The following is a 12216-nucleotide window of genomic DNA, read 5'->3' as shown; positions in this document are numbered from 1 at the left end:
CCGTGGCCGAGCGCGAGGACGCCGCCGTCGAACGGTTCCGCACCCTCCTGCGCATCCCGACCATGTCCCGCAACGACGTGACCCTCACGGACTGGGCCGCCTTCGACGCGTTCATCGCCGCCCTGCCCGGGCTGTACCCTCTCGTGCACGCGACGCTCGAGCGCGAGCAGCACGGCCACTCGCTCCTCTTCCGCTGGCCCGGCGACGCTCCCACCGGGCGGCCGACCGTGCTCATGGGGCACTACGACGTCGTCCCCGCGACCGACGAGGGCTGGCAGCACCCGCCGTTCGCCGCCGAGATCACCGGGACCGGAGACGGCCGCGTGCTGTGGAGCCGCGGCACCCTCGACGACAAGGGCGCGGTCGTCGCCGTGCTGGAGGCCGCCGAACGTCTCCTCGCAGACGGGTTCGCCCCGCGCGAGGACGTCTACCTGAGCTTCGGTCACGACGAGGAGACCCTGGGCAGCGGGGCTCAGGCCATCGTCACCGCGCTGCGCGAGCGCGGTGTGCGCCCGGCGCTCGTCCTCGACGAGGGCGGCGCCGTCGTCGAGCGCATCTTCCCTGGCGTCACACGCCCGATCGCCGTCGTGGGCGTGAGCGAGAAGGGCATCACCTCCGTCCGCCTCACCGTCGAGCAGCACGGCGGGCACGCGTCCACGCCGCCGCCGATGACCGCGACCGTGCGCCTCGCCCGCGCCATCACCCGGCTCAATGCGAAGCCGTTCCCCGCCCGCCTCACCGAGACGAACCTGCGGATGGTCGAGACACTCGGCGCACACGCCTCCGGCCCGCTCCGTGCGGTCTTCACGCGCGCCCGGCGCCTGCAGCCCCTCCTGCGCTCGGTGTTCGGCCGGCTGAGCGATGAGACGCGGGCGATCGTGCGCACCACGACCGCCGTGACCCAGCTCCGCGGGAGCATGGCCGCCAATGCGCTGCCCGAGAGCGCCGAGGCCGTCGTCAACGTGCGGATCGCCGTGGGCTCGACCGTCGCCGAGACCCTCGAGCATCTGCGCCGCGCCATCCGCGACCCGCAGGTGCGCATCGAGGCCGTCGACGCCAGCGAACCCTCCCCGGTGTCGCCCAGCGAGGGCCCGGAGTGGGAACGCGTCGTCGCCGCGCTCGCACGGACGCACCCGCGGGCGATCGTGACCCCCTACATCATGCTCGGGGCGAGCGACAGCCGCCACTTCACCACGATCGGCGACACCGTCTACCGGTTCACGCCCTTCGAGATGAGCACGGAGGAGCGCGGCACGCTCCACGCGCGCGACGAGCGCATCCACGTGCGCACCTGGTTGCGCGGGATCGACTTCTACGAGCTGATGCTCCGGTCGAGCTGACCGCCGGACCTGACCGCCGCAGCGACGCCTCAGGCAGCCCCGCCCAGGTCGGGCAGCTCGATCGCCCGGCTCGACGGCGGCAGTTCGCGCACGCGCTCGAGAGCCGGCGCCAGCTCCCCCGCCCACACCCGGTAGCCCTCGGCGTTCAAGTGGAGGCGGTCCTCGGTGTACGCCGGGTTCAGCTCGCCGTCCTCCAGCGCCATCGCGGGCCAGAGGTCCAGCCAGCCTGCGTGCACGGTGGGAGCGAACTGCCACAGGTGGCGGTTGATGTCCCTGATCTGCTCGGCGAACTCGACGCCGCGCGGCAGCACGGACTGCGCCAGGATGCGCGCCTCCGGCAGCTCCTTGCGCAGCGTCACGAGCGCCGTCTCCACGTTGCGGACGACATGCTCGGCGGAACGCCGCCAGGCCAGGTCGTTGGTCCCGATCATCAAGGCGATCGTGTCAGGGCGCGAGGCGATGACATCGCCGAGGCGCGCGACGACATCGTCCGTCGTATCCCCCGCGACGCCGAAGTTCCAGACGGTCTCACCGGGGAGAAGCGCCGACCAGTCCCCGCTCTGCGTCAAGCTGTCACCGATCAGGGCCAGCGCGCCCCTGCCCGCGTCCCATTCCTCCGGCATGCGTACCATCCTCCCCGACTCCTCTCCATCCTCCCTCAGATCGGGCGGAGAGGCGAGGGGGTCGGGGCGGCCGAGACGATCAGAGCAGGGACTTGGTGTGCCAGACCGTCTTCGTCTCGGTGAAGAACGCGATGCGGTCGAGCGACGGAGCCGCCGCGTCCGTGCCGTTCTCCGGCGGGAGGACGCGCTTGAGCGTCTCCGCCGCCGCGATCTGCAGGTCGACCCAGTCCAGCGCACCCGCGCCGACCAGGTCGAGCGCGTTGACGTCGGCGTGCGAGGCCAGCCACGGGGCGATCTCGGCCGGCGACCCGGTGAGGATGTTGACGACGCCGCCGGGCACATCGCTGGTCGCGAGCACCTCGCTCAGGCTGATCGCGGAGAGCGGGAAGCGCTCGCTGGCGACCACGACGACCGTGTTGCCCGCGACGAGGGCCGGGGCGACAGCGCTGACGAGCCCGAGCAGACTCGAGTCCTGCGGGGCGATCACCGCCACGACACCGGTCGGCTCGGGCACCGAGATGTTGAAGTACGGGCCGGCGACCGGGTTGGCGTTGCCCGCGACCTGTGCGAACTTGTCGGCCCAGCCCGCGTACCAGACCCAGCGGTCGATCGCCTCGTCGACCTGCGCGCCGGCGGCGGCCGCCGAGACGCCTTCGGCGTTCCGGATCTCGTCGACGAACTGCGCCCGCCGCCCTTCCAGGAGCTCGGCGATGCGGTACAGCACCTGGCCGCGGTTGTACGCGGTGGCCCCTGCCCAGCCCGAGACGGCGGCGCGTGCGGCAACCACGGCGTCGCGGGCGTCCTTGCGGGACCCCTTCGCGGCGTTCGCGAGGAAGGCGCCCGTCGCCGACAGCACCTCGTAGGTGCGCCCGGACTCGCTGCGCGGGAACTTCCCGCCGATGTAGAGCTTGTAGGTCTTCGGCACGGCGAGGCGGCTCACTTCTTGGCTCCCTTGCGGGTCGGGCGGGCGGAGGCGGAGGCGGACGAGGCGGAGACCGCCGGCAGGGTGCGCCCGGGCACCAGGTACGCGCCGAGGCCGTGACGGCCTCCCTCGCGCCCATAGCCGGACTCCTTGTAGCCGCCGAACGGACTGGCCGGATCGAACCGGTTGAAGGTGTTGGCCCAGATGACACCGGCGCGCAGCTTGTCGGCGACCGCGAGGATGCGGCTGCCCTTGTCGCTCCAGATGCCGGCCGAGAGGCCGTAGGGGGTGTTGTTCGCCTTGGCGATGGCCTCGGCCGGGGTGCGGAAGGTCAGCACCGAGAGCACCGGACCGAACACCTCCTCGCGGGCGATGCGATGGCTGGTCGACACGTTGTCGAAGATCGTCGGCGCGAACCAGAAGCCGTTCTCCGGGATGGCGCAGTCGGCCGTCCAGCGGTCGGCGCCCTCGGCCTCCCCGATGTCCGAGAGCTCGCGGATGCGCTGCAGCTGCTCGGCGCTGTTGATCGCGCCGATGTCGGTGTTCTTGTCCAGCGGATCACCGAGACGCAGGGTCGACAACCGGTCCTTGAGACGGTCGACGACCTCGTCGTGGATGCTCTCCTGCACCAGGAGGCGGCTGCCCGCACAGCAGACGTGGCCCTGGTTGAAGAAGATGCCGTTCACGATGCCCTCGATGGCCTGGTCGATCGGCGCGTCGTCGAAGACGATGTTCGCCGCCTTGCCGCCGAGCTCGAGCGTCAGCTTCTTGTCGGTGCCGGCGACCGAGCGCGCGATCTCGCGCCCGACGGCAGTGGAGCCGGTGAACGCGACCTTGTTCACGTCGGGGTGCGCGACGAGGTCGCGGCCCGTCTCCCCCGCGCCGGTCACGATGTTCACGACTCCCGGCGGCAGGTCGGCCTGCTGCACGATCTCCGCGAACAGGAGCGCGGTCAGCGGAGTGGTCTCGGCGGGCTTCAGCACGACGGTGTTGCCGGCCGCGAGCGCCGGGGCGATCTTCCACGCCAGCATCAGCAGGGGGAAGTTCCACGGGATGACCTGCGCGGCCACGCCGAGAGCGCGCGGCGCGGGGCCGAGGCCCGCGTGCTCCAGCTTGTCCGCCCAGCCGGCGTAGTAGAAGAACCAGGCAGCGACGAGCGGGACGTCGACGTCGCGGCTCTCCGTGATCGGCTTGCCGTTGTCGAGGCTCTCGGCCACGGCGAGCTCCCGCGCCCGTTCCTGGACGAGGCGGGCGATGCGGAACAGGTATTTGCCGCGGTCGGTGCCGCTCATCCGCGACCAGACCTTCTCGTACGCGCGGCGGGCGGCGGCGACCGCGGCGTCCACATCGGAGGAGTCGGCCGTGGCGATCGTCGCGAGACGCTCCTCCGTCGCCGGGGAGATCGTCTGGAACGGCGTGCCGTGGCCGGCGACGAACTCGCCGTCGATGAAGAGGCCGTACTCGTCGCGGAGGCTGAGGATCGACCGCGACTCGGGAGCCGGGGCGTATTCGAGGAAACTCATTCTGGGTCTGCTTTCGTCAGTCGATCGTCACGTAGTCGGCGCCGGAGTAGTGCCCGGTCGCGAGCTTCTGGCGCTGCAGGAGCACGTCGTTCAGGAGGCTGGACGCGCCGAACCGGAACAGGTGCGGCTGCAGCCAGTGCTCGCCGACGGTCTCGGCGACGGTCACGACGTACTTGATGGCGTCCTTCGAGGAGCGGATGCCGCCCGCGGGCTTGACTCCGATCTCCTCGCCGGTGAGTCGGTGCCAGTCGCGCACCACCTCGAGCATGAGGAGGGTGGTGGGCAGGGTCGCCGCCGGCGAGACCTTGCCGGTGGACGTCTTGATGAAGTCGCCTCCCGCGAGGATGCTCAGCCACGACGCCCGACGGATGTTGTCGTACGTGTTCAGCTCGCCGGTCTCGAGGATGACCTTGAGGTGCGCGTAGCTGCCGTCGGGCCGGCGGCAGGCTTCCTTGACGGCGACGATCTCGTCGAACACGAGGCCGTAGCGGCCCGACAGGAACGCGCCGCGGTCGATGACCATGTCGATCTCGTCGGCGCCCGCGGCGACCGCGTCTGCGGTGTCGGCGAGCTTGACCGCGAGCGAGGCGCGCCCGCTGGGGAACGCCGTCGCGACCGCGGCGACGGCGACACCCTCGGGCGCTTCGGCGTGCGCGGCGCCGAGCGCGTCGACGGCGTACGGGACCATGTCGCCGTAGACGCACACCGCGGCCGGTCGGGGGGTGGTCGGGTCGCCCGCGTCCGGGGTCAGCGCCTTCGCGACGAGCGAGCGCACCTTGCTGGGGGTGTCGGCGCCCTCGAGGGTGGTCAGGTCGATGAGCCGGATGATGGTGTCGAGCGCCCAGCGCTTGCTGGACGTCTTGATGGAGCGGGTGCCGAGCCCGGCGGCGCGCTGCTCGAGCCCGACCGCGTCGACCCCGGGGATGCCGTTCAGGTACCGGCGCAGCGAGGCCTCGGTCAGGTCTCCGCCGAGCACCTCGACGGCGCGCGCCGCCGGTGCGAGCGTGCGCACGGGCGGGACGGTGGTTTCGATGGTCACGTCATTCCTTACTGATTCGGGTCGAGGGACGGGTTCCGGTCACGAACCCGGCTGGCTGCGGCCGAGGAGGTCGTTCGCGGTGGCTTCGTCGGTGATCAGGGTGGTGCAGAGGCCGCTCGCGACGACGGCGTGGGCGACCCCGTGCTTGGCCTCGCCGGCGATCACCGCGATGCTCGTGCGCGCGTTGCGGAGCTCCTCGAGCGAGAGGCCGAGGGTGCGCCCGTCGAGCTCGGGATCGGCCACGGCGCCCTCGTCGGTGATGAATCGGCCGACGACGTCGCCCACGGCACCCTTGGCCGCCAGCTCGGAGACGTCCTCCGGGGTCAGGTAGCCCGAGTCGACGTGCACCGAGCTGGTGTCCACGACCCCCGCACTGAACAGGTAGGCGTTCGCCGCGCGCGCCAGATCGAGCACCGACTGCACGGAGCGGTCCGACTCGATGGCCCGGCGCGTCGCCGCGTGCTCGAAGATCGCGGGGCTCGGCAGGAGCGTCGCCGTGCCCTGCGCCTTGCGCGCGATGACGACGGCGGTGTCCGCGGCGGCGGTCGCCTGGCGGGTGCTCGAGACGCTTCCGTTGATCTGCACCGGGTTGACTCCGACGGCCCATCCCGGGCGGAGCCGGGCGGCGACCGCGTGCAGGGTGCGGCCCCAGCTCACGCCGAGCGTGCGCGGCACCGGCCGCAGCGTGGTGAGGTAGTCGGCCGCGGCCTGCGCGACGCGCGCCTGGGTCTCCGACTCGCTCTCGGCCGCGGGCACGACGACCGCGTCCTCCAGGCCGTAGAACCCGCACAGCTCGCGCTCGAGCGAGAACCGCCTGGCGCTCGGATGCACGATCTCGATGCGCACGAAGCCGTGCTCGCGCGCCGCCACGAGCAGCCGGCCGACCTTCCAGCGGCTGACGTTGAGGGCGACGCCGATCTCGTCCTGCGTCTTGCCCGCCTCGTAATACAGCTCCGCGGCTTTGACGGCGAGGATCTCGTCGGTATCGTTCAGGGCCACGTGCCCAGCCTAGATCGTGAGCAACCTTTGCGCAGGCGTTGCTCAAATGAGCGATCGGCGAATCGTCTAGGGTGATGCTCGTGCCCACACCCCTCGCTCTCGCCGTCGACTTCGGCGGCACGAAGGTCGAGGCGGCGCTCGTCGATGCCGACGGCCTCCTCGTCCCCGGCTCCCGCTTCCGTCGCCCCACCGGCCGCACCGCCACCGTCGCCGATCTCGAGGCCTCCGTCGGCGGAGTCGTGCGCGACGCGCTCGCGGTCCTCCCCTCCGCTGCGTCGGTCGTCGGCGTGGGGATCGGTTCCGCCGGCCCCATCGACCGCGTGCGCGGCCTCGTCTCGCCGCTCAACGTGCCGCACTGGCGCGACTACCCGATGCGCGACTTCATCGCCGCCGAGGTGCGGTCGGCCGGCCTCGACGTCCCGGTGACCCTGGAGATGGACGGCGTCGCGATCACGATGGCCGAGCACTGGGTCGGCGCCGCGCAGGGCATCGACAACGTGATGGGCATGGTCGTCTCCACCGGGATCGGCGGGGGCCTCATCGTCGGCGGCCACGTCATCACCGGCCCCACCGGCAACGCGGGTCACATCGGCCACGTGGAGGTCGGCGACATCCGCGGCGAGGACACGTTCGGCAATCCGTACGCGCTGGAGGCCATGGCCTCGGGGCCGCACACGGTCGCCTGGGCGCAGCAGCACGGCTTCACCGGGACGACGGGCGAGGAGCTCGCCGCCGCCTACGCCGCCGGCGACGAGGTCGCCCGGGAGGCCATCGCGCGCACGGGACGGGCCGTCGGCCACGCCATCGCCTCGGCCACCGCGCTGCTCGACCTGGAGCTCGTCGCCATCGGCGGCGGCTTCTCGCACTCGACGCCCGACCTGTTCGCGCACATGCGCACGGTCATCGAGGAGCACTACTTCCCGTTCGTGCGCAAGGTGCGCATCGTCCCGTCGGCCCTCTCGTCCGAGGGCCCGCTCATCGGCGCCGGAGCCCTCATCCACCGCGCGAGCCTCCTGCCCGCCTGACCGCGCATCGATGCGGCGAGAAGTCGCACGCGAACGACCGACGCGGCGGAATGTTCGCCGCCTCGACGCCGATCAGCGGCGGTCTTCGAGGGCGCGGGGGCGCGCGACGACGACCCCGGCGAGGGCCGCCGCGAGGGCGGTCGCGGTGAGCGCGATCAGCGGGACGGTCCACGCGCCCGTCAGCTGATGGAGGAGTCCCACGGTGAGGGGGCCGAGCGCACCCAGCGTGTAGCCCAGACCCTGGGTGAAGCCGCTCAGGGCGACGGCGCCGGCGTGCGTGCGGGTACGCATGTTGATCAGCACGAGCACGAGCGGGAAGAGCAGCGGCCCGAGCCCGGCGAACGTCACCCAGAGCCAGGTCGCGGCGCCGGGAGCCAGGATGAGCCCCAGATAGCCGAGCACGAAGAACGCGACGGCCGCGTAGATGAGGCCGGCGACGCTCCGCAGCCGCGCGGCGAGCAGCGGCACGAGGAGCCCGGCCGGGATGCCCATCCCGGCGTACACCGACAGCAGAGCGCCCGCCTCGGCCGGCGGGGTCCCCGCGACGTCATGCAGGATCTGCGGGAGCCAGGCGAACATCGCGTACGCGTTGAGGCTCGACACGGCGAACACGACGGCCATCGCCCACGCGAGCGGCGAATGCCACACCCGGCCCACCATCGCGGGAGGCGCGCCCTCCACCTCGACGTCGTGCGCGGGATGCGCGGGCGTGTGCGTGATCAGGATGCGCAACCACGGCAGCACGGCGAGCAGGCTGACGACGGCCCACATCCCGACCGAGACGTGCCACCCGGCCGCGTCGGCGACGGGCACCGCGATCAACGGCGGGAGCAGCGTGCTCACCGACATGACCGTCGCGTAGAGCGAGGTCACCAGCCCGATCCGATCCGGGAAGTACCGCTTGACGAGCGGAGGCAGCAGCACGTTGCCGACGCCCATCCCGGCGAAGGTGACCGCAGACCCGGCGGCGAGCACGGTGAACGTGCCGGCGGACGCGCGCAGCACGTGTCCGGCGAGCATCGCACCGAGCGCGATCAGCATGACCGTCTCGAGGCTCAGGCGTCGCGTGAAGGAGGGGGCGACCAGTCCGAACACGGCGAAGCAGATGGGCGGGAGCATCCCGAGCAGCCCGACCCCGAGGCTCGAGACCGGGAACTCCGCACGGATCTCGGCGTAGATCGGCGACAGCGCGGCGACCGCCGTGCGCAGGTTCGCGGCGACCAGCAGGATGCCGAGCAGCGCGATCGTGCGCCCCTGCCAGAGCGGCCGCACCGCAGGGGCGGCCCCGCTCACGCGGGCTCGGCCGAGAGGATGCTCCGGGCGCGCTCCACGTCGTCCGAGATCTGCGCGATCAGCGGCTCGACGCCCTGGTAGGCGACCATTCCGCGGATGCGCTGCACGAACGAGACCTGGACGCGGTGCCCGTACAGGTCGAGCTCGCGATCGAGGACGTACGCCTCCACCTGCTTGTGCGGCACGCCCTCGAAGGTCGGGTTGTTTCCGACGGAGATGGCGGCCGGGTAGGTCTCCTCGCCGTCCGTGAGCCAGCCGGCGTAGACGCCGTCGGCCGGGATGAGCCCCTCGGATTCCGGCGACAGATTGGCGGTCGGGAAGCCCAGCTCGCGCCCGCGGGCGGCGCCGTGGACCACGACGCCGCGCACGGCGGGGACATGACCGAGCAGCTCGGCGGCGTGCGCGACGTCTCCGTCTGCGAGCAGTTCGCGGATCCACGTGGAGGAGACGCGGCGCCCGTGCTCCGGGCGCACGTCGTCGATGAGCTCGACTCCGAAGCCGTAGTCCCCGCCCAGCTCGCGCAGCAGCGCCAGGTCGCCCGCGCCGCGGTGCCCGAACCGGAAATCGCTGCCCACCAGCACGACGGCGGCGTGCAGCCGGTCCACGAGGATGCGGCGCACGAACTCCTCGGGCTCCAGCTCGGCGAGGGCGCGGTCGAATGCGACCATGAGCGTCGCGTCGATGCCCGTGCCTGCGAGGAGGTCGAGCTTCTGGTCGTTGCTGACGAGGGAGGCCGGGCATTTCGCGGGGGCGATCAGCTCGAGCGGGTTGCGGTCGAACGTCACGACGGCGGCTGTGAGCCCGCGGTCGGCCGCGACCTCGCGCAGGCGTCCGATGACCGCGCGGTGCCCGGAGTGGACACCGTCGAACTTGCCGATGGTGACCGCGCTCGGGCCGAAACCCTCCGGCACCTCGTCGACGCTGCGGAAGACCTTCACGACGCCTCCGTGCGGGGGCGGTGGCCGCGCAGCCAGACCAGACCGAGGACCGGCAGCACGAGCGGGACGAAGAGGTAGCCCATCCCGTAGACGGACCACACCGTGGCGTCGCGCCCGAACGGGTCGACGTCGTGCAGGCCCAGGGCGGCGGGCGCGAAGAGGCTGAGCGAGCCGATCACCAGCACGCCGACGAGCTCGAAAGTGATGGTGACCCAGGCGACGCGGTACCAGGCACGGCCCGGCGCGACGAGGGCGACGGTGGCGACGATGTAGACGACGGCGGCGACTGCGGAGAGGGTGAAGGCGACGGGCGCCTCGTCGAACCGATCGATGATCTGGAAGACGCTGCGGCCGGTCGCCGCCAGGGCGAGCACGCCGTAGACGAAGACGAGCACACGGCCGATCCCGGAGATGCGCCGGGTCCTCGTGCGCTGCGCGCGCTCGCTCGCGGATTTGGTGAGGGGAGACATCGAAGACGATTCTATTCGCGCCCACGGGAGGCGGGCCGCCCGCGCGGCGTCAGGCGCCCTGGACGAACCAGATCTGGCCCATCCGGTACACCATGACGGCGATGGCGAGGCAGACGCCGCCCAGGATGACGGTGCTCCAGTGGTTGCGCTCGATCAGGGCCCAGAAGCCCCCGGCGGCCGGGAGGATGATCGCCGAGATCAGGTAGATGTAGAACTCCGGCAGGCTCCCGCTGGGAGTGTTTCCGACCGCCGGCGCCGCGATCGCGACGACGAGCTGTGCCAGGAGCAGCAGTTCCACGAGCGCGACGGCGCCCATCGTGAGGTCGTTCGGCACGCGGCCGGCGAGGCCGAGCACGAGGCACAGGAGGCCGGCGGCGCAGGCGACGATCACCTGGACCGTGGTGAACCACTCGATCATGCCGTGGCGATCTCGTCGGTCGGGAAGTTCACGAGGGTCCTTGCTTCCTTTCCGCGGAACTCGATGAGCCCCACCAGGTGGCCGGTCGGGGCGACGGCCGCGACCGGGACGCCGCCCGGTCCTTCCCGGTCGGCGAGATGGATGCGTCGCCCGTGCGTCAGGTCGATCGCCTGCTGCTCGGTGAGGTCGAGGCGCTCGAAGAGTGCTGTGGCGGCATCCACCGCGGGCAGCAGCGCCGCGTCCGGGTCGAGCGTATCGAGGTCGTGCGCGTCTCGCACGTCGTACCGGCCGACGCGGGTGCGGCGCAGGGCCGTCAGGTGCCCGCCGACGCCGAGCGCGGAGCCGAGATCGCGGGCGAGAGAACGGATGTACGTGCCGGACGAGCAGACGACGCGCACGTCGAGGTCGAGGGAGTCCGGCATGCGTCGCGCGGCGAGCAGCTCGAAGGCGCTCACCGTGACGGCGCGCGGCTCGAGGACGACCTCCTCCCCCGCCCGCACCCGGGCGTAGGCGCGTTTGCCGTCGACCTTGATGGCGCTCACCGCGCTCGGCACCTGCTGGATCTCGCCGGTGAGGTCGGCGATCCCGGCCAGGACGGCTTCGTCCTCGACCGCGGCGAGCGCGGCGGCGTCGGCCCGCCCGGTCTCGTCGCCTTCGGCGTCGTCCGTGGTGGTGGTGGATCCGAGCCGGATGGTCGCGAGGTACTCCTTGTCGGCGCCGACGATGTAGGTGAGCAGGCGGGTCGACGAGTTGACGCCCACGATGAGCAGTCCGGTCGCCATCGGGTCGAGCGTCCCCGCGTGGCCGACCTTGCGCGTGCCGGCGAGACGGCGCACGCGCGCGACGACATCGTGGCTCGTCATCCCTCCCGGCTTGTCGACGAGAAGGAGACCGCTGCCGGTCACGCGTCCGCCCCCGTTGTGTCGAGGACGAGCTGCAGCTTGGTGCGGAACGTGCTCTCGAGCAGCTCGGTGGCGCAGGGGTCGTCGCCGTACTCGTCCGGCAGGCGCAGCCCGAGCAGGGTGTTGAGGAGCATGCCCTCCGCCAGGAAGGAGCGCGCGTCGTCGGCGGCGAAATCCGCGTCCTCCCGCAGCATCCGGTAGATCGCGATGAAGCCGTCGCGGGCCTTGCCCCCGATCACCGGGTCGTGGCCCATCCCGAACGCCTGCATGAGGGAGAGAAGAATGCCGCGGTCCTCGATGAGGTTGACGTAGGTGAGCCCGAGGCGGCGGCTGATCTCCTTGCGGTCGTCGACGGAGTCGCCCGCGGGCCGGCCCTGCGCGTTCCACTCGGCGATGGTCTGCGTGAAGGCGACGAGCAGCGTGTCGAGCGCGCGGCTGAGCACCTCGACGAAGAGGTTCTCCTTGCTGCCGAACATGCGCACCACGTACGGCTGGCTGATGCCGGCCGCCTTGGCGATCTGATCGGTGGTCGCACCGAAGTACCCGCGTTCGCCGAAGACGCGCCCGGCGGCGCTGAGGATCTGCTCCCGGCGCTGCGCCGAGGGGATCCGTTCGGTGATCTTGTCCGTCACGCTTGACAGGTTATCAGTCGATTACTAGAGTCCGTGGTAATCATTCGATTACTACCTTGATTCGGCTTCGTTCCGAGAACAGGACACCCGCT

Annotated in this window: 13 protein-coding genes; 2 read left to right on the top strand and 11 right to left on the bottom strand. The window is 71.6% G+C overall.

Features of this window, described 5'->3' with window-relative positions:
* The first annotated feature begins 2 nt into the window (after positions 1-2).
* Positions 3-1340: a M20/M25/M40 family metallo-hydrolase gene (locus LLS1_RS18420; protein ID WP_226657830.1), complete on the top strand. Its 1338-nt coding sequence runs from the start codon at positions 3-5 to the stop codon at positions 1338-1340.
* Positions 1341-1369: 29 nt separating this feature from the next.
* Here LLS1_RS18420 and LLS1_RS18415 read toward each other — a convergent pair whose 3' ends face one another.
* From LLS1_RS18415 to LLS1_RS18395, 5 genes are all read right to left on the bottom strand, one after another.
* Positions 1370-1963 (bottom strand): SGNH/GDSL hydrolase family protein, encoded by a 594-nt coding sequence (locus tag LLS1_RS18415; RefSeq protein WP_226657828.1) that lies wholly within the window; start codon positions 1961-1963, stop codon positions 1370-1372.
* A gap of 79 nt (positions 1964-2042) precedes the next feature.
* A complete protein-coding gene (locus LLS1_RS18410) occupies positions 2043-2903 on the bottom strand; it encodes an aldehyde dehydrogenase family protein (RefSeq protein WP_226657826.1) in 861 nt (286 codons plus the stop codon).
* The gene (locus LLS1_RS18405; protein WP_226657824.1) at positions 2900-4408 is read right to left on the bottom strand and encodes an aldehyde dehydrogenase family protein; all 1509 of its coding nucleotides are present in this window, start codon (positions 4406-4408) and stop codon (positions 2900-2902) included. Before LLS1_RS18405 ends, LLS1_RS18410 begins: the two co-directional genes overlap by 4 nt.
* 16 nt (positions 4409-4424) lie before the next feature.
* The gene (deoC, locus tag LLS1_RS18400; RefSeq protein ID WP_226657822.1) at positions 4425-5447 is read right to left on the bottom strand and encodes a deoxyribose-phosphate aldolase; all 1023 of its coding nucleotides are present in this window, start codon (positions 5445-5447) and stop codon (positions 4425-4427) included.
* A 39-nt stretch (positions 5448-5486) separates the two neighbouring features.
* A complete protein-coding gene (locus tag LLS1_RS18395; protein WP_223360356.1) occupies positions 5487-6446 on the bottom strand; it encodes a sugar-binding transcriptional regulator in 960 nt (319 codons plus the stop codon).
* 74 nt (positions 6447-6520) lie between these two features.
* Here LLS1_RS18395 and LLS1_RS18390 point away from each other — a divergent pair, with 74 nt between their 5' ends.
* Complete coding sequence (locus LLS1_RS18390) at positions 6521-7471, top strand: ROK family protein (protein WP_226657821.1); 951 nt, start codon at positions 6521-6523, stop codon at positions 7469-7471.
* A 72-nt stretch (positions 7472-7543) separates the two neighbouring features.
* Here LLS1_RS18390 and LLS1_RS18385 read toward each other — a convergent pair whose 3' ends face one another.
* From LLS1_RS18385 to LLS1_RS18360, 6 genes are read right to left on the bottom strand one after another with little or no spacing between them, the layout of a single operon-like run.
* The gene (locus LLS1_RS18385) at positions 7544-8764 is read right to left on the bottom strand and encodes an MFS transporter (RefSeq protein ID WP_226657819.1); all 1221 of its coding nucleotides are present in this window, start codon (positions 8762-8764) and stop codon (positions 7544-7546) included.
* A complete protein-coding gene (locus LLS1_RS18380; RefSeq protein ID WP_226657817.1) occupies positions 8761-9702 on the bottom strand; it encodes a bifunctional riboflavin kinase/FAD synthetase in 942 nt (313 codons plus the stop codon). Before LLS1_RS18380 ends, LLS1_RS18385 begins: the two co-directional genes overlap by 4 nt.
* The gene (locus LLS1_RS18375; RefSeq protein ID WP_226657815.1) at positions 9699-10172 is read right to left on the bottom strand and encodes a hypothetical protein; all 474 of its coding nucleotides are present in this window, start codon (positions 10170-10172) and stop codon (positions 9699-9701) included. Before LLS1_RS18375 ends, LLS1_RS18380 begins: the two co-directional genes overlap by 4 nt.
* 49 nt (positions 10173-10221) lie before the next feature.
* Positions 10222-10590: a hypothetical protein gene (locus tag LLS1_RS18370; RefSeq protein WP_226657813.1), complete on the bottom strand. Its 369-nt coding sequence runs from the start codon at positions 10588-10590 to the stop codon at positions 10222-10224.
* Positions 10587-11495, bottom strand: a complete 909-nt coding sequence (truB, locus tag LLS1_RS18365; protein ID WP_226657811.1) for a tRNA pseudouridine(55) synthase TruB — start codon at positions 11493-11495, stop codon at positions 10587-10589. The genes LLS1_RS18370 and truB overlap by 4 nt, the downstream gene beginning before the upstream one ends.
* Positions 11492-12124 (bottom strand): TetR/AcrR family transcriptional regulator, encoded by a 633-nt coding sequence (locus LLS1_RS18360; protein WP_226657810.1) that lies wholly within the window; start codon positions 12122-12124, stop codon positions 11492-11494. Before LLS1_RS18360 ends, truB begins: the two co-directional genes overlap by 4 nt.
* Between the last annotated feature and the right edge of the window lie 92 nt (positions 12125-12216).

Source organism: Leifsonia sp. LS1 (assembly GCF_020521355.1).
GTDB lineage: Bacteria > Actinomycetota > Actinomycetes > Actinomycetales > Microbacteriaceae > Leifsonia.
This window is presented reverse-complemented; position numbering and strand designations above follow the sequence as displayed.

What these genes read in the sequence shown, in the direction of transcription:
- LLS1_RS18370 (WP_226657813.1), bottom strand. Translation starts at nt 10,590, where the DNA reads ATGATCGAGTGGTTCACCACGGTCCAGGTGATCGTCGCCTGCGCCGCC.
- LLS1_RS18390 (WP_226657821.1), top strand. Translation starts at nt 6,521, where the DNA reads ATGCTCGTGCCCACACCCCTCGCTCTCGCCGTCGACTTCGGCGGCACG.
- LLS1_RS18375 (WP_226657815.1), bottom strand. Translation starts at nt 10,172, where the DNA reads ATGTCTCCCCTCACCAAATCCGCGAGCGAGCGCGCGCAGCGCACGAGG.
- LLS1_RS18415 (WP_226657828.1), bottom strand. Translation starts at nt 1,963, where the DNA reads ATGCCGGAGGAATGGGACGCGGGCAGGGGCGCGCTGGCCCTGATCGGT.
- LLS1_RS18405 (WP_226657824.1), bottom strand. Translation starts at nt 4,408, where the DNA reads ATGAGTTTCCTCGAATACGCCCCGGCTCCCGAGTCGCGGTCGATCCTC.